Genomic DNA, 15,505 nt, shown 5'->3' on the forward strand with positions numbered 1-15,505 from the left:
GATGCGCGCGCTCTTCCTCGCTACAGCCCTGTTCGCTGGCACCGCAGCTCAGGCCCAATATGTCAGCCAACAGCCGGGCGAGGCCCAATTTCGGGCCCTGTTCAAAGAGATGGTGGAGACCGACACCAGCGTCACCACCGGCAGCTGCACCGCGGCGGCCGAAAAACTCGCCTTGCGCTTCAAGGCGGCAGGCTTCGGCGATGCCGACATCACCCAGTTCAGCGTGCCGGAGTTCCCCAAAGATGGCGGCATCGTTGTCCATCTGAAGGGCAGCGATCCGAAGGTGAAACCGATGCTGTTGCTCGGCCACCTCGATGTGGTCGCCGCCAAGCCGGAAGACTGGACGCGCAGTCCGTTCAAACTGATCGAGGAAGACGGCTATTTCTATGGCCGCGGTACCTTCGACGATAAGGCGCAGGCCAGCATCTGGGCCGATCTCCTGATCCGCATGAAGGCCGGCAAGGCGCCAAAACGCACCATCAAGCTGGCGCTGACCTGCGGGGAGGAGACCACCTACGCCTTCAACGGCGCCGACTGGCTGGCGAAGAACCGCCCCGAACTGATCATGGCGGAATTCGCGCTCAACGAAGGCGGCGGCGGCCGCAACGGCCCCGATGGCAAGCCGCAGGGCCTGGCCGTGCAGGTGGGTGAAAAGACGGTGCAGAATTTCTGGATCGAAGCCACCAACCCCGGTGGTCACAGCAGCGTGCCGCGCCCCGATAACGCCATCACCGATCTCACCGCCGCCGTGGTCGCCGTGAACAGGCACGAATTCCCGGTGCAGTTCACCGATACCACCCGCACCTATTTCACCACCCTGGCCAAAGTGATGCCCAATCCGGTTGGCCCCGCCATGGCCCGCCTGCTCACCAACCCAAATGATGCGGAAGCCAATCGCATCGTTTCGATGGACCCGACAAATCACAGTGTGCTGCGCACCACCTGCGTCACCACTCTGCTGGAAGCCGGCCACGCCGAAAATGCCCTGGCCCAGCGCGCCCGCGCCAACGTGAACTGCCGCATGTTCCCGGGCACCGATCCCAATGCACTGAAAGCCGATCTGGAAAAGATCATCGCCAACGCCAAGGTGAACGTCAGCCTGAAACCGCCGATCCGCCCGGTGGCCAAGCCCACCCCGATGAACCCAGCAATTATCGACCCGATGACCAGCGTTGCCGCTAGGCACTTCCCCGGCGTGCCGATGCTGGCCATGATGAGCACCGGCGCCACCGATGCCATCTACATCACCCCGATCGGCATCCCGGTGTATGGCGCCCCCGGCACGATGATCGATGCCGATGGCAACGGCATCCACGGTTTGAACGAACGCATCAGTGTGCGCAGCCTGATGCAGGGCCGCGATTATCTCTCCGATCTGGTGATGGTGCTGGCGAATCCCAAATAGTCTGGCACTCCGGCCCGCAACACCCTACATGCCCGCCATGGACATCGCCCACCTGCTCAGCCCCGAAGCCCTGTCCGCGTTTGGCCAGGTCGTGCTGATCGACGTCGTGCTGGCCGGCGACAACGCCATCGTGGTCGGCGCACTCGCGGCGGGCCTCCCGGCGACGCAGCGCAAGAAGGTCATCCTGATCGGCATCATCGCTGCGCTGGTGCTGCGGATCATCTTTGCCCTGGCAGTCACCCAATTGCTGCAGATCGTCGGCCTCATCCTCGCCGGCGGGCTGCTGCTGCTGTGGGTGGCCTGGCGCATGTGGCGCGAAATCAACCCGCGCAGCGCCCTGATCGACGCGCCGGGCAGCGACAGCGATGATTTCGTCGCCACCGATGCACCGCCGCCGGCCAAGAGCTTCGCCGCCGCCGCGTGGAGCGTTGCGCTGGCCGACGTGTCGATGAGCCTCGACAATGTGCTCGCCGTCGCCGGTGCCGCGCGCGAACATCCCGATATCCTCATCGCCGGCCTGGCGCTGTCGGTCGCGCTGATGGGCATCGCCGCCAACATCATCGCCCAATATATCGAGCGCTACCGCTGGATCGCCTATGTCGGCCTGGTCGTGATCGTCTATGTCGCCTTCAAGATGATCTGGGAGGGCTTCAACGAAGTCGCCCCCATCGTGCAACCAATGGTCGGGATGTAGGCCTCCTTACGGCACCAGAACCGTCGATCCCGTCGTCAGCCGCGCCGCCAGATCTTCGTGCGCCTTGGCGGCGTTGGCCAGCTTGTAGCGCTGGTTGATCGCCAGCTTCAGCCCGCCCGATGCCATCAGCCCCAACACTCGGCCTGCATGCTGCAGCCGTTCTTCCGGCGTGGCATAATAATCGAACAGCGTCGGCCGCGTCGCAAACAGCGATCCCTTGCGCGCCAATATGCCCAGATCCACCCCCGAAACCGGGCCGGAGGCATTGCCGAAACTGATCATCAGGCCCCGCCGTTTCAGGCTGTCCAGGCTTGATTCCCAACTGTTCTTGCCCACCCCGTCAAACACCACGTCCACACCGCGTCCACCGGTCAGCGCCCGCACTTGCGCCGCCACATCGCTGCCATCCAGCACACCATGATCCGCCCCGTGCGCAGCAGCCAGCGCCAGTTTCTGCTGCGTGCCGGCAACCGCAATAACAGTCGCCCCCGCCAGCTTCAGCCATTGCACCAGCAACAGGCCCACACCGCCCGCGGCCGCCGGTACCAGCGCCCAGTCCCCTGGTCGAACCTTCGCGCAGCGTTCCACCAGGAATTCGGTGGTGCAGCCCTTCAACAGCCCGGCCGCTGCCATCTCGTCCGAAACACCATCAGGCAACGGAACCAGCATCGCCGCGGCAATGTTGCGGTATGTGGCATAGGCTCCGATCGGCCCCCAGCAATAGCCCACGCGCGTGCCAACGCTCAGCGTCACGCCCTCGCCCACCGCTTCCACCACGCCAGCCGCTTCGAGCCCCAGCCCTGATGGGAAGGCAATCGGATACAGGCCGGAACGATGATAGGTGTCGATGAAATTCAGCCCGATCGCCGTGTGGCGCAACTGCACCTCCCCCGGCCCCAGCGGCGGCAGCGTGATGTCCTGCCACTGCATCACTTCCGGGCCACCACTGGCATCGATCCGGATCGCTTTCATGACCATTCCCCTTCATGCTGCGCTTATGTTGCGCGGTAACTGTTTGTTTTTGCTTGAATGGCAGTTCGACTCAGCATCGCCTTGCCGATTGCCACTTCCCACCGCTACACTAGCGCGAACCGAGCCAAGGAAAAGAGGCATTGCGGCCATGAAGATCAGCTTCGACATTGATTGCACTCCCGAAGAAGCCCGGACCTTCTTTGGCCTGCCCGATCTGCAGCCCCTGCACGATGTCTATCTCGATCGCATGAAGACAGCGATGACCGAAGGCATCAACGCCGCCGATTGGCAGCGCATGATGCAGAACTGGGCGCCCGGCATCGCCGGCGGTTTCGAACAATGGCAGAAACTGATGATGGCCGGGCTCGGCGCCGCCGCCGGCAAGTCGCAAGGCTGAACGATCCAGCCATGACCGATACAATTGCGGCGCTGGCGAGCGGCCGTCCGCCGGCAGCGCTCGCCGTTATTCGCCTGTCTGGCCCGGCCGCCTTTGCCGCGGTCCAGGCCCTGGCCGGCCGCATCCCGCCACCTCGCCGCCTTAGCCTGTGCCAACTGCACGCGGGCGATAGCTTGCTCGATGAGGCCCTCGTCGCCGTCTTTCCCGGCCCCGCAAGCGCCAGCGGCGAAGACCTTGCCGAATTCCACCTGCACGGCGGCCCCGCCGTCGTCTCCGGCGTGCTCACCGCCCTCACTGCGCTGCCCGGCATCCGGCTGGCCGAACCCGGCGAATACACCCGCCGCGCCTTCGCCAATGGCCGCATGGATCTCGCACAAGTCGAAGGCCTGGCCGATCTCGTCAGCGCTGAAACCGCCAGCCAACGCGATCAAGCTCTGGCCCTCGCCGGCGGCGCCCTCGGCCGCCTGGCTGACGAGTGGCGCGAACGCTGCCTGATGCTGCTCGCCGAAGCCGAAGCCGGCCTCGATTTCGCTGAAGACGAAGCCGATGTCGCCGAACGCCTCGACGAAGCCGCCCGCCACCAGCTGCTCGCCATGGCCGATGAACTCGCCGGCCTCATCGCCGATTCCACCCGCGCCGCGCGCATCCGCGAAGGCCTCTCTATCGCCGTCACCGGGCCGCCCAACGTGGGAAAATCCAGCCTGGTCAATGCCTTGTCCATGCGCGACGCCGCCATCGTCACGCCCATCGCCGGCACCACACGCGACGCCATCGAAGTCCCGCTCGACCTGGGCGGCATCGCTGCCGTCCTGATCGATACGGCCGGCCTGCGCGACACCACCGACCCCATCGAAGCCGAAGGCATTGCCCGCGCCCGCCGCCGCGCCACCGCCGCCGATCTCGTTATCAGCGTCGCCAGCGCCGATGCACCGCAGTGGCCGACACCGACAGCCGACGGGCCGCCCCACTTGCTGCTGCTCAACAAGTGCGACCTTGGCCAGCCTGACTTGCCACAGGGCGCCCTGGCGGTCTCCGCCACCACCGGCGCCAGCATGGCGCAATTGCGCGACTGGCTCTCCACCTGGGCCCGCACCACTACCCGCCCTGGCGAACCGGCCCTGTTGGCCCACGCCCGCCACCGCGCCGCCTTCACCGACGCCGCAGCCGCCCTGAGCGACGCCGCCCAGGCCCCCGAACCCGTCCTCCGTGCCGAATCTCTCCGCGGCGCGGCCCACGCGTTTGGACGGATCGCGGGCCGCGTTGGCGTGGACGACGTGCTCGACCGCATCTTCAGCCGCTTCTGCATCGGGAAGTGATCATACCTGGATCCGTCCCCCCGGACTTGATCCGGGGCCCCGCTGTTTTCTTGTAAAGTGAGAAAGCGGCCTCCGGCAGGCAGTGACGCAGTCCCTGCACCCATTTGTTTTCGTGCAGCCCGCGCACCAGAAGCGCACTCCAGCGCCGCAGGCAATGATGACAGCCTGCGGCGCAGGCCATTGAAACCATAGGCCCCGCCAAAATCGAAAGTGGGTGCAGGGGCTCAGCCCCTGCCCGCCGGAGGCTTCCTTGTACTTCCCCCCCATGTTTCACGTGAAACATCGCCCACGAATCGCTATGGAGACCGCATGTCTTCCTACGACGTCATCATTGTCGGCGCCGGCCATGCCGGTTGCGAGGCTGCTGCTGCCGCCGCGAGGCGCGGCGCGCGTGTCGCGTTGGTCACATTGCGCGCGGATGATCCTGGCACGTTGAGTTGCAACCCGGCGGTAGGTGGCATTGGCAAGGGCCATCTTGTCACCGAGATCGACGCGCTGGGTGGCATCATGGGGCGAGTCACAGATGCGGCACGGTTGCAATCGCGACTACTGAATCGTTCGAAGGGCCCAGCCGTCCATGGCCCGCGCGCTCAGGTTGACCGCGCCTTGTATCGTGCCTCCATGGCTGACGTGCTGGCGGAGTTCCCCACTTTATCCATCGTCCCCACCGCCGTTGAAGGCCTAGTACTCGAACAGGGTCGTATCACGGGCGTAGAAACGGCGCGGGGCCGTCTCAATGCCCCCGCGGTTGTCCTCACCACCGGCACCTTCCTTGGCGGCATGATGCACATCGGATCGGCCCGCGAAGCGGGTGGCCGGGTCGGCGCACAGGCCAGCGATCTGGGACAAGCGCTGCGGGCCTTGGGCCTGCCAGTAAGTCGGTTGAAAACCGGTACGCCGGCGCGGCTTGATGGCCGCAGCATCGATTGGGCGATGCTCGAGTGGCAGCACGGTGATAGGGACGACCCCCGGTTCAGTGGCTTTGGCAAGGCTAATGGTCGACCGCCGATTCCCTGTGCCGTGACCCGGACCAATGCGGCGACGCATCGAATCATCCGCGACCACCTTGGCGAGTCTGCGCTGTATGGCGGCCACATCGATTCAGTCGGCCCACGCTATTGCCCGTCCATTGAGGACAAGGTGGTGCGCTTTGGCGATCGCAATGGCCACCAGATCTTCCTGGAGCCAGAGGGCTATGATGACATCACCATCTATCCCAATGGTCTCTCAACGTCGCTGCCGCTGCATGTGCAGGAAAAGTTCATCGCCTCGATCAAGGGCCTGGAACGCGCCCGCATCCTCCGCGCCGGTTATGCCATCGAATATGATCATGTCGATCCGCGGGCATTGACGCCCGGCCTTGCCGCCAAGGATGTGGCGGGCCTGTTCCTCGCCGGCCAGATCAACGGCACCACCGGTTATGAGGAGGCCGCTGCACAAGGTCTTGTGGCCGGTGCTAACGCTGCCGCAGCCGCGCTGGCGCTGCCCGAGCTCATCGTCGATCGCACCCAAGCCTATATCGGCGTGATGATCGACGATCTCACCACGCACGGCGTGGCAGAGCCATATCGCATGTTCACCAGTCGCGCTGAGTATCGCCTTCGCCTTCGGGCCGACAATGCCGATCAGCGTTTGACCCCGCTGGGCCTTGATCTCGGCCTCATCCCCACCGCGCAAGCCGCTGATTTCCATGCGGACCAGACAGCCCGCGAAGCCGCCCGGGCCCTGCTCGACAGCCTGTCGGCCACCCCGCACCAACTTGCGACCCATGGAATCGAAGTACGCCAGGACGGCCAGTTGCGTTCCCTGTTCGATTGGTTGCGCTTTCCCGCTGTCACCCATGAAGCCGCTCGCCGCGTGTGGCCAGAACTTGCACAGGTGCCGGACGACCTGTTCGCCAGCCTGGCGGTGGACGCCAATTATGCCACCTATATCGTTCGGCAGGAATCAGAGGTCGCAGCCCTTCGCCGCGACGAAGGGCTGACATTGCCCGCCAGCCTCGACTTTACCGAGGTGGCTGGACTGTCCAAGGAAATGGTCGAACGCCTCAGCCGCGCACGCCCGCTCACCTTGGGCGCCGCCAGCCGCCTGCCAGGAATCACCCCGGCGGCACTGATCGCTCTGCTTCCCCACACCACCCGCCGGGCGGCCTGAGATGAGCCAAGACGCCCGCGAAGCCTTTGCGACCGAATTCGATGTTTCACGTGAAACATTGGCCAAGCTCGATCGTTACGCTGAACTGCTCGCCGAATGGCAGCAGCGCATGAACCTGGTCGGCCCATCGACCCTGCCGCACATCTGGGATCGCCACTTCCGTGATTCGGCACAGCTGTTTGCAATCGCCGGCCCTGGCAAATCCTGGCTCGATATCGGCGCCGGTGGCGGCTTCCCCGGCCTGGTCCTCGCTATCCTCGATCCCGAATCCAACATCACGCTCGTCGAATCCATCACCAAGAAATGCCGCTTTCTGGACACCGTCGCCCACGAAACGGACACCGCCGGCCACGTAGCTGTGGCCAATGTCCGCGTGGAGGCACTGACCGGCAGTAAATTTGACATCATCACCGCCCGTGCCGCCGCCAGCCTGGAGACCTTGTTTGATTGGGGTCTGCGTTTCGCCGGTTCTGGTACGCGCTGGATCCTGCCAAAGGGCGCCCGCGTGCAGGAAGAGCTTGCCAGCGCGGCCAAGCAGTTCCACTTTGCCCATGAGCTGATTCCCAGCCGCACCGATTCCGATGCCCGCATCGTGGTCGCGAAAGGGGTTAAACGCCGATGATTATCGCAGTCGCCAATCAGAAGGGCGGGGTTGGCAAGACGACCACGGCGGTGAATCTTGCCACCGCGCTGGCGGCCGTTGGCAAGCGTGTGCTGGTGGTTGATGCGGATCCACAGGGCAATGCGTCCACTGGGCTGGGCATCGGCCATAAGGATCGCGATCCCTCAATTTATCAAGTGCTTGTGGATGGCATTCCCGCCACTGAAGCCTTGCGCCAGACGGCCATTCCGGGCCTGTCGATCCTGCCGGCCAATGCCGCCTTGGCTGGCGCAGAGGTGGAGCTGGTCGATGCTGACCGCCGCTCCCACCGCCTCGCCGACGCGCTGGCCAGCCTGCCGCCACAGGATTTCGTGATCATCGATTGCCCCCCGTCGCTGGGCCTCGTCACCGTCAATGCGCTGGTCGCTGCAGACGCCGTGCTGGTGCCACTCCAGAGCGAGTTCTTTGCATTGGAAGGGCTCAGCCAACTGCTCGGTACGATCGAACGGGTGAAAGCCGGAATCAATCGCCGGCTCGAACTGCTTGGCATCGTGCTGACAATGGTCGATCGCCGCAACCGGCTTTCCGATCAGGTCTGCGCCGATGTCCGGGCTGTGATGGGCGCCAAGGTGTTGAAAACCATGGTGCCACGCAACGTTCGCCTGTCGGAAGCGCCCAGCCACGGCCTGCCGGCACTGATCTATGACAGCAGCTGCGCCGGCTCGGAAGCCTATCTGGCGCTGGCCCGCGAGCTGCTGGAACGCATCGAAGGCCCGCTGGCGCTCGCCGGATGAAGAGGGATAAATGACAGACAATAAACGCAAATCCGGCCTTGGGCGCGGGCTTTCGGCGCTGCTCGACGATATCGCGGCGCCGCCCACCGCCACTGCACCTGGCGTTGTGCGCCTGCCCGTCGCCGATATCGTTCCCAACCCAGGCCAACCACGCCGCCAGTTCGATGAAACGGCGATGGCGGAACTCGTCGCCTCGGTGAAAACTCACGGCGTGTTGCAGCCTATCCTTGTCCGCCGCTTCAATGGCCGACACCAGATCATCGCCGGCGAACGCCGCTGGCGCGCGGCTCAGGCTGCCGGCCTGCACGAAATCCCGGTGGTCGTCCGCCAACTCGACGACCGGCAAGTCTCTGAAATTGCGCTGATCGAGAATATCCAGCGCGCCGATCTGAACGCCATCGAAGAAGCCCGCGGCTACCAGAAACTCATTGCCGATTTCGGCCACACCCAGGCTGTGCTCGCCGATATCGTCGGCAAATCACGCAGCCATGTCACCAATCTGCTGCGCCTGCTCGATCTGCCCGCCTCGGTGCAAACCTTGGTGGAATCGGGCGCTCTCTCCATGGGGCACGCACGCGCCCTCGTTGGTGCAGCCGATGCCGAAGCCCTAGCCGAACGGGCTGTAAAACAAGGCCTTTCAGTTCGCGCCCTCGAAGCCCTCGTCTCCGGCGGAAAGGCCAAGCCGAAGGCCCCGCGCACCACCCCGCCAAGCGCGGCCAACGATCCCAACAGCGACGCGCTCGAAGAGCAACTCGCCGAATCCCTCGGCATGCCGGTAGCCCTCCAGGTCGCCCCCGGTGCCTCGAGTGGCAGCCTCACCATCCGCTTCGCCGACCTCGACCAACTCGACCTGCTCTGCAGCAAGCTCGGCGTGGCTTAAGGAGGAATGGCCTCCGGCGGGCAAAGTTGCAGACCATGCTCCCGATTGTTTTCCGGCGATCCCGAACAAAAATGGTGCCAACCGAAAACGAAAGCGGGTGCAGGGGCTAGGCCCCTGCCCGCCGGAGGCTCCTGTTAACGCCTGCGGGCGGCAACGGCAGCGCGGCGGGTAAGATCAAGCAATAAATGCTGCGCGCCGAGATCAGCGAGGCTGCCGCTGGCTTTCACGGCCCGCTCGGCGGCGAGGATGTCGCCCATGGCCGCAGCGAGGGCCGGCTGGCTCCACAGCGACAACGCCTTGATGATAATGGGTTTTTCTTTCCAGAAGATGGCCTTGCCCTGGCCTTCAACGACGGCGGCCGGCGTGTCGCCGCCATCGACTTCGGTGCGCAGCAGGGTGAGTTGCGCGAATCGGCGCTCGAGGGCGCGCAACAGCGGGATGGCGGTGCCATCGGGCAGGCGGCCAATGAGGTCAGTGGCTTCGGCCACGTCGCCGGTCGTGATGGCCGCGATGGGGGCGAACAGCTCGGCTTCACCGGTGGCAATGCCCAGTGCGGCAAGATCTTCGGCGCCGAGCTGCTTCGGGCTTTCCGGGGTTGAGTCCTTGTAGAGGGCATATTTTTCCAGCTCGCGGCGCATGATCATGCGGTCTCCGCCGGCGCTTTCAAACAAGGATTCGGGCACGCCGCGTTCCAGCCGCAAGCCGAGCGGCGCGGCCATCTCGCCGAGCAGCCGGCCAGCATCGCGCAGGCTCGCTTCGTAATTGATGCAGGCGGCGATGGCGGGGTGCTTGTCGGCCAAGGTCAGCAGCTTGCTGCCCTTCTTGAAACTGCCGGCCACAACCAGCACCGGGTGGCCTGGCGGGCCTTCAAGCAACGCCTCCACGGCCGCCAGCGCATCGTCGTCGAGACCGTCGACGCGCACCAGTTCGCGATCCCCGAACATGGAAAGGCTGGTGGCGGCCGCCATCAGCGCCTGAGGGTCGGACTTCAGCGCATTGCCCGCCAGTTCGGTGATGGTCACGCCGGCGCCCAGACCGGCCGTGACCTGCCCCGCCATATCACGCGAGGCGGATTCATCGGGGCCGTGCAACAACACCAGCCGCACATCAGCGGGCCAGGCGCGGGCGATGGCCGCTATCCGGGCCGCGTCCGTCTTCATCAGCCTTTGGCGGCGCGGGCGTAGCGGGCGAGGCGCGCGCTAATCTGGCGGGCGAGATCGACGGAGAGACGTTCCAGCGCTGTCGTTTCAGCGGCGACAACGGCGAAATTGGAACTGACACGATCGATGCCGGCGTCGGCCGCAGCGGTATCATCCACCAGCACGGTGCCGGTGGCGGCATCGACAAGCCGATAGCGGGCACGCAACGTACGCCGTTCACGCGCCGCCGAGGAATCGCCGCGCACACCGAAGGCGGTGATCTGATCATCCAGAGCGATTTCAAGGCGATAGCGTGGGCTTGCCACGGCGAGGCCGAACTGGTCTTCCAGCGCCTGTCGCACCATGAAGCCAGCGCGTTCCGGGATGGGTGCGATGGCGATATCGGCCAGCAGCGTTGCCGGGGCGGACGCATTGCCGCCGGCATAGACCGGGCTGAGCTGGCAGCCGGGCAACGCCAGCAGCGCCAGCGCGGCGGGGATCAGAAGGCGGCGGGCATCAGACAACAATGTTCACCAGGCGATCGGGAACAACGATGATCTTCTTTGGCACGGCGCCGTCAAGGGTGCGCTGCACATTCGGCAACGCCAGTGCGGCGGCCTCCAGCGCGGCCTTGTCGCTGCCTTTGGCTGCAGTGAAATCGCCCTTCAGCTTGCCATTCACCTGCACAGCGATGGTCACTTCATCGTCTACCAACAGCGCCGGGTTGGCGACGGGCCAAACGGCATCGCAGACCAGGCCCGGTTGACCGAGCAATGCCCACGCTTCCTCGGCCAAGTGCGGCGCCATCGGCCCCACCAGCTGTACCAGCGTGATCACCCCGGCGCGGCGGCTGGGGCCGGCGGTGCTGCGCTCCAGCGCGCCGACCAACTCATACAGCCGGGCGACAGCCTTGTTGAACTGCAACTTGTCGATGTCGCTGGTCACGGCGGCGATGGCGCGGTGAACGATGCGATCCAGCTTCACGTCGGCGGCGCCATCGGCCGCGGTCGCAGTGTCTTCGGCCAGCCGCCAGACGCGCTGCACGAAGCGCCAGGCACCGTCGATGCCAGCTTCGGACCACGCCAGATCGCGTTCCGGCGGGCTGTCGGACAGCACGAACCAGCGCACGGCATCAGCACCGTAACGGCCCAGAATGGCATCGGGATCGATGACATTCTTCTTGGACTTCGACATCTTGATGACGCGGCCGATCTCGACGGCCAAGCCGTCATCCTTCAATGTCGCACTGGTACCGGTGCGCTCCACCTCGTCCGGCGTGAACCACATGGGTGGCAGGCCTTCACCCTGCGGCCGGCTGTAGGTTTCGTGCGTGACCATGCCTTGCGTGAACAGACCGGCGAACGGCTCCGCCACATCGAGCATGCCGATGTGCTGCAGGGCACGCGTCCAGAAACGGGCATAGAGCAAGTGCAGAATGGCATGCTCCACCCCGCCGATATACTGGCCCACCGGCAGCCACTTCGCCGCCACCGCCGGATCGAACGGGCGATCATCGGGCGCGCTGGCGAAGCGAATGAAATACCACGACGAATTGGTGAAGGTGTCGAGCGTATCGGTCTCGCGACGGGCCGGCTTGCCGCATTGCGGGCAATCCACATGCTTCCACGTCGGGTGGCGATCGAGCGGGTTGCCCGGCACATCGAAGGTCACGTCTTCGGGCAGGATCACCGGCAACTGCTTCTTCGGCACCGGCACGACGCCGCAGATCTCGCAGTGGATGATCGGGATCGGCGTGCCCCAGTAACGCTGGCGGCTTACCCCCCAATCGCGCAGGCGATATTGCGTCACGCCTTCGCCCCAGCCTCCGGCCTCGGCCCGCGTAATCACGGCGGCGCGGGCGTCGTCGGCGCTCATGCCGTCGAGGAAGCGCGAGTTCACCATGCGGCCGGGGCCGGTATAGGCCTCGTCATGAATGGGGGCATTCTCCTCGCCCTCGGCAGCGACGACGCGGATCACCGGCAGCTGGTATTTGCGGGCAAAATCGAGGTCGCGTTGATCGTGACCGGGGCATCCAAACAGCGCGCCGGTGCCATAATCCATCAGCACGAAATTGGCGACAAACACCGGCAAGCGGATGCTGGGATCGAGCGGGTGGATGACGCTCAGGCCGGTGTCAAAGCCCAGCTTTTCCTGGGTTTCGATATCGGCCGCTGCAGTGCCGCCGGCCTGACATTCGGCGATAAACGCCGCCAATGCCGGGTTAGTTTCCGCGCACTGGCGAGCCAGCGGATGATCAGCGGCGATCGCAGCGAAACTGGCACCGAACAGCGTATCGGGCCGGGTGGTGAACACGTCGAAACTGCCGCCGCCCTCTACCGCAAAGGTGAAGCGCAGCCCAGTGGAGCGGCCGATCCAGTTTTCCTGCATCAGTTTGACCTTGTCAGGCCACTGATCGAGCGCCTTGAGCCCGTCGACCAGATCGTCGGCGAAATCGGTGATCTTCAGGAACCACTGGTTCAACTTGCGGCGTTCGACCAGCGCGCCCGATCGCCAGCCGCGGCCGTCGATCACCTGCTCGTTAGCCAGCACGGTCATGTCGACCGGATCCCAGTTCACCGCCGATTCCTTGCGGTACACCAGCCCGGCGGCAAGCATGTCGAGGAACAGCGCCTGTTCCTGGCCGTAATAATCCGGCTCGCAGGTGGCCAGTTCGCGTGACCAATCGAGCGCAAAACCCAGCCGCTTCAGCTGGGCGCGCATCGCGGCGATATTGGCGCGCGTCCAGCCGCCGGGGTGAACACCCTTTTCCATCGCGGCATTTTCGGCCGGCATGCCAAACGCATCCCAGCCCATCGGGTGCAGCACTTCAAAACCTTGCGCCCGCCGCGTGCGCGCCACCACATCGCCCATGGTGTAGTTGCGCACATGGCCCATGTGGATGCGCCCCGATGGATAGGGAAACATCTCCAGCACATAGGATTTGGGCTTGGGGCTGTCGTCGTGCGCGGCAAAGCTCTGCCGTTCGTCCCAAAGCGCCTGCCACCGCACTTCGGCGGCCTGGTGGTCAAACCGGGACATGCAGTTACTCAGCGATCCGGGGAAATGGCATTGCGACGCAGGTCGCGGGCCTTGCCAAGGATGGTTTCCTCCAGGCGCTGCACAGTGCCAGCGCGCACCGTGGCTTCGGTCCAGCCGGTGGCGCCCAGTGTCTGGCGCTGCACGGCCACGCGCACGGCATCGGCGCGCAACTCGGTATCGAGCACGGTCACCGTCACCTTCACCCGCTCGTTGGCGCTCTGCGGGGAAACATACCAATCGGTGATGATCACGCCACCGTTGGAATCGACCTGAGCCAGCGGCATGAAGGCAATGGTATCGAGCGCGGCGCGCCACAGATAAGCGTTGATGCCTAGCGTGGTGACCCGGGCCGGCGCCTCGGCCGACAGCCTGGGCTTCTTGTTGCGGCCGCAAGCCGGCGCCAGCACGGCCAGCGACGTCAGGAAAACCAGGGTTGCAATTCGCCGCATGGCAAAACCTTCATCACGAAATTCGGGCCGGAACCGGCCACAGTCCGGCCTGCCTTTTGGCATGTTGCACCCGCCCCGCCAAGCCCGCAGCCCCACGGAAATCGACGGAGGAGCGAGGCAGCAGCCTGCAACTGTGTACATGCCGCCACAGGCGCGGTGAAAACGCGTGGCGCACGGCCGTTCAGGCAAATGCTACGCTTATTGTCATATGGGATTCATGGTCCGGTGTTGATAGGACAGGATTGTATGAAACCGCGTGCCGATTCGCTCGCGCTGCCAAGCGCGCAGCAGAATCCAGCCAAGTCCTGGCTGGCGGTGGCAGCACTGTGCGTGGCGGTGTTGGCAAACCCGGCGCTGGCCGCCAAGCCCAAGCCGGCCAAACAGCGGCTGGTGGTTGATACGCCGCTCACTCCATTCCAGCCGCAAGTTGGCGAATTCGGCCGTTTCGCTTTCACCGCCCCCGGCGCTCCGGCCATGCCGCAATCGCTGGGCAGCGGTTTCCGCTTCACCCCATCAGGCCAGGCCGATAACCGCCGCGCGCTATCGCTGGGCGTCGCCGCCCGCGTCACCACCCCGGTGGTCGATCGTTCGCGCGCTGCCTCACCCGCCGATCGCTTCGTGGTGCCCGCCGGTTACAACGTGAACCTGTCGCTGGGCTGGAAGGGCTTTGCCATCGATACCGGCTATGCCCATGCCGAACCGGTGCAAATGTCGCCGCTGTCGGGCCGCATGACCGATCAGCTCAGCCTTGGCCTGTCTTATGGTGGCCGCAACTGGCGCACGTCGCTTCAGGGCACGGCCGAACAGAGTCAGCCGCTGGCCTTCGCGCCGCTCACCCGCCGCTATGGCCTGGAACTGGGCGGCGCCTATCGCGTCGCGCCGCGCTTCTCGGTCACCGGCGGCCTGCGCTATCGCATCGCGCCGGAACCGCCATCGCTGGTGCTGCCCAACCGCGACGATCAGGCCGTCTATTTCGGCACCAACATCGCTTTCTGATCCAGTGAGCGACGCAGAACAGCGGCTTGCAGACGTGCAGGCAGGCCTTAATCGGGCCTGCCGCGACGCTGCCCGCGCGGAAAAGCCCCTGCTCGTCGCCGTCTCCAAAACCTTCGACGCCGATGCAATCCGGCCCCTGATCGCCGTCGGCCAGCGCCACTTCGGCGAAAACCGCGTGCAGGAAGCACAGGCCAAGTGGCCGGCGATGATGGCGGAAACGCCGGGCATCACACTGCACCTCGTCGGCCAGCTGCAATCCAACAAGGCCGCCGAAGCGGTGGCGCTGTTCGACGTGATCCACAGCGTTGATCGCCCGTCGCTGGTGACTGCGCTGGGCAAGGCCCAAGCCGCCGCCGGCAAGCACCTGGCCTGCTACTTGCAGGTCAACATCGGCGATGAGGAGCAAAAGGGCGGCTGCGCACTTTCCGACCTGCCCGCCCTGCTCGCCCAGGCCCGCGAGGCCGGCCTCAACGTGGTCGGCCTGATGTGCGTGCCGCCGGCTGCGGTCGAACCCGCCCCCTATTTCGCCCTGCTCGCCGAACACGCCAAACGGCTGGGGTTGGCCGGACTCTCAATGGGTATGTCGAGCGATTACGAGACGGCAGCGCTACTGGGATCGACCGTGGTTCGCGTGGGCAGCGCGCTGTTCGGCAGCAGATAAGCGGCCTC

At 65.2% G+C, this 15,505-nt stretch carries 15 protein-coding genes; 10 read left to right on the plus strand and 5 right to left on the minus strand.

Going from position 1 to position 15,505, the window contains the following annotated elements; genetic code table 11:
• The first annotated feature begins 1 nt into the window (after nucleotide 1).
• Both G566_RS0105165 and G566_RS0105170 read left to right on the plus strand, forming a co-directional pair.
• Nucleotides 2-1,405: a M20/M25/M40 family metallo-hydrolase gene (locus G566_RS0105165; RefSeq protein WP_022679612.1), complete on the plus strand. Its 1,404-nt coding sequence runs from the start codon at nucleotides 2-4 to the stop codon at nucleotides 1,403-1,405.
• Between the two features lie 37 nt (nucleotides 1,406-1,442).
• Nucleotides 1,443-2,099: a YjbE family putative metal transport protein gene (locus G566_RS0105170; RefSeq protein ID WP_022679613.1), complete on the plus strand. Its 657-nt coding sequence runs from the start codon at nucleotides 1,443-1,445 to the stop codon at nucleotides 2,097-2,099.
• A gap of 6 nt (nucleotides 2,100-2,105) precedes the next feature.
• Here G566_RS0105170 and G566_RS0105175 read toward each other — a convergent pair whose 3' ends face one another.
• Nucleotides 2,106-3,077 carry a quinone oxidoreductase family protein gene (locus G566_RS0105175; RefSeq protein WP_029131283.1) on the minus strand — a complete coding sequence of 324 codons (972 nt, stop codon included), beginning with the start codon at nucleotides 3,075-3,077 and terminating at the stop codon, nucleotides 2,106-2,108.
• Between the two features lie 142 nt (nucleotides 3,078-3,219).
• Between G566_RS0105175 and G566_RS0105180 the strand changes: the two genes are divergently transcribed.
• The 6 genes from G566_RS0105180 (at nucleotide 3,220) to G566_RS0105205 (ending at nucleotide 9,213) form a co-directional block, all read left to right on the plus strand.
• A complete protein-coding gene (locus G566_RS0105180) occupies nucleotides 3,220-3,468 on the plus strand; it encodes a DUF6489 family protein (protein ID WP_022679615.1) in 249 nt (82 codons plus the stop codon).
• An 11-nt stretch (nucleotides 3,469-3,479) separates the two neighbouring features.
• A complete protein-coding gene (gene mnmE, locus G566_RS0105185; protein WP_022679616.1) occupies nucleotides 3,480-4,784 on the plus strand; it encodes a tRNA uridine-5-carboxymethylaminomethyl(34) synthesis GTPase MnmE in 1,305 nt (434 codons plus the stop codon).
• Between the two features lie 309 nt (nucleotides 4,785-5,093).
• Complete coding sequence (mnmG, locus tag G566_RS0105190) at nucleotides 5,094-6,938, plus strand: tRNA uridine-5-carboxymethylaminomethyl(34) synthesis enzyme MnmG (RefSeq protein ID WP_022679617.1); 1,845 nt, start codon at nucleotides 5,094-5,096, stop codon at nucleotides 6,936-6,938.
• A 1-nt stretch (nucleotide 6,939) separates the two neighbouring features.
• Nucleotides 6,940-7,560: a 16S rRNA (guanine(527)-N(7))-methyltransferase RsmG gene (rsmG, locus tag G566_RS0105195; RefSeq protein WP_022679618.1), complete on the plus strand. Its 621-nt coding sequence runs from the start codon at nucleotides 6,940-6,942 to the stop codon at nucleotides 7,558-7,560.
• Nucleotides 7,557-8,333 carry a ParA family protein gene (locus tag G566_RS0105200; RefSeq protein WP_022679619.1) on the plus strand — a complete coding sequence of 259 codons (777 nt, stop codon included), beginning with the start codon at nucleotides 7,557-7,559 and terminating at the stop codon, nucleotides 8,331-8,333. Before rsmG ends, G566_RS0105200 begins: the two co-directional genes overlap by 4 nt.
• A 10-nt stretch (nucleotides 8,334-8,343) precedes the next feature.
• The gene (locus G566_RS0105205) at nucleotides 8,344-9,213 is read left to right on the plus strand and encodes a ParB/RepB/Spo0J family partition protein (RefSeq protein ID WP_022679620.1); all 870 of its coding nucleotides are present in this window, start codon (nucleotides 8,344-8,346) and stop codon (nucleotides 9,211-9,213) included.
• A gap of 134 nt (nucleotides 9,214-9,347) precedes the next feature.
• On the opposite strand, the gene holA is transcribed toward G566_RS0105205, so the two are convergent.
• From holA to G566_RS0105225, 4 genes are read right to left on the minus strand one after another with little or no spacing between them, the layout of a single operon-like run.
• A complete protein-coding gene (holA, locus tag G566_RS13580) occupies nucleotides 9,348-10,373 on the minus strand; it encodes a DNA polymerase III subunit delta (RefSeq protein ID WP_022679621.1) in 1,026 nt (341 codons plus the stop codon).
• Nucleotides 10,373-10,876: an LPS assembly lipoprotein LptE gene (lptE, locus tag G566_RS0105215; protein WP_022679622.1), complete on the minus strand. Its 504-nt coding sequence runs from the start codon at nucleotides 10,874-10,876 to the stop codon at nucleotides 10,373-10,375. Before lptE ends, holA begins: the two co-directional genes overlap by 1 nt.
• Nucleotides 10,869-13,391 (minus strand): leucine--tRNA ligase, encoded by a 2,523-nt coding sequence (leuS, locus tag G566_RS0105220; RefSeq protein ID WP_022679623.1) that lies wholly within the window; start codon nucleotides 13,389-13,391, stop codon nucleotides 10,869-10,871. The genes lptE and leuS overlap by 8 nt, the downstream gene beginning before the upstream one ends.
• Nucleotides 13,392-13,399: 8 nt before the next feature.
• Nucleotides 13,400-13,840, minus strand: coding sequence for a DUF3576 domain-containing protein (locus G566_RS0105225; protein ID WP_029131286.1), 441 nt, complete (start codon nucleotides 13,838-13,840; stop codon nucleotides 13,400-13,402).
• 246 nt (nucleotides 13,841-14,086) lie between these two features.
• Here G566_RS0105225 and G566_RS15330 point away from each other — a divergent pair, with 246 nt between their 5' ends.
• Both G566_RS15330 and G566_RS0105235 read left to right on the plus strand, forming a co-directional pair.
• The gene (locus G566_RS15330; RefSeq protein ID WP_022679625.1) at nucleotides 14,087-14,836 is read left to right on the plus strand and encodes a hypothetical protein; all 750 of its coding nucleotides are present in this window, start codon (nucleotides 14,087-14,089) and stop codon (nucleotides 14,834-14,836) included.
• A gap of 4 nt (nucleotides 14,837-14,840) precedes the next feature.
• Nucleotides 14,841-15,497, plus strand: a complete 657-nt coding sequence (locus G566_RS0105235; protein WP_022679626.1) for a YggS family pyridoxal phosphate-dependent enzyme — start codon at nucleotides 14,841-14,843, stop codon at nucleotides 15,495-15,497.
• Nucleotides 15,498-15,505 lie beyond the last annotated feature (8 nt).

It is taken from the genome of Sandarakinorhabdus limnophila DSM 17366 (assembly GCF_000420765.1).
Taxonomy (GTDB): Bacteria; Pseudomonadota; Alphaproteobacteria; order Sphingomonadales; family Sphingomonadaceae; genus Sandarakinorhabdus; species Sandarakinorhabdus limnophila.

Bases quoted from the DNA above. Each gene is read 5' to 3' on its own strand.
- G566_RS0105165 (WP_022679612.1), top strand. From the start codon at position 2: ATGCGCGCGCTCTTCCTCGCTACAGCCCTGTTCGCTGGCACCGCAGCT.
- G566_RS0105170 (WP_022679613.1), top strand. From the start codon at position 1,443: ATGGACATCGCCCACCTGCTCAGCCCCGAAGCCCTGTCCGCGTTTGGC.
- G566_RS0105175 (WP_029131283.1), bottom strand. From the start codon at position 3,077: ATGGTCATGAAAGCGATCCGGATCGATGCCAGTGGTGGCCCGGAAGTG.
- G566_RS0105180 (WP_022679615.1), top strand. From the start codon at position 3,220: ATGAAGATCAGCTTCGACATTGATTGCACTCCCGAAGAAGCCCGGACC.
- mnmE (WP_022679616.1), top strand. From the start codon at position 3,480: ATGACCGATACAATTGCGGCGCTGGCGAGCGGCCGTCCGCCGGCAGCG.
- mnmG (WP_022679617.1), top strand. From the start codon at position 5,094: ATGTCTTCCTACGACGTCATCATTGTCGGCGCCGGCCATGCCGGTTGC.
- rsmG (WP_022679618.1), top strand. From the start codon at position 6,940: ATGAGCCAAGACGCCCGCGAAGCCTTTGCGACCGAATTCGATGTTTCA.
- G566_RS0105200 (WP_022679619.1), top strand. From the start codon at position 7,557: ATGATTATCGCAGTCGCCAATCAGAAGGGCGGGGTTGGCAAGACGACC.
- G566_RS0105205 (WP_022679620.1), top strand. From the start codon at position 8,344: ATGACAGACAATAAACGCAAATCCGGCCTTGGGCGCGGGCTTTCGGCG.
- holA (WP_022679621.1), bottom strand. From the start codon at position 10,373: ATGAAGACGGACGCGGCCCGGATAGCGGCCATCGCCCGCGCCTGGCCC.
- leuS (WP_022679623.1), bottom strand. From the start codon at position 13,391: ATGTCCCGGTTTGACCACCAGGCCGCCGAAGTGCGGTGGCAGGCGCTT.
- G566_RS0105225 (WP_029131286.1), bottom strand. From the start codon at position 13,840: ATGCGGCGAATTGCAACCCTGGTTTTCCTGACGTCGCTGGCCGTGCTG.
- G566_RS15330 (WP_022679625.1), top strand. From the start codon at position 14,087: ATGAAACCGCGTGCCGATTCGCTCGCGCTGCCAAGCGCGCAGCAGAAT.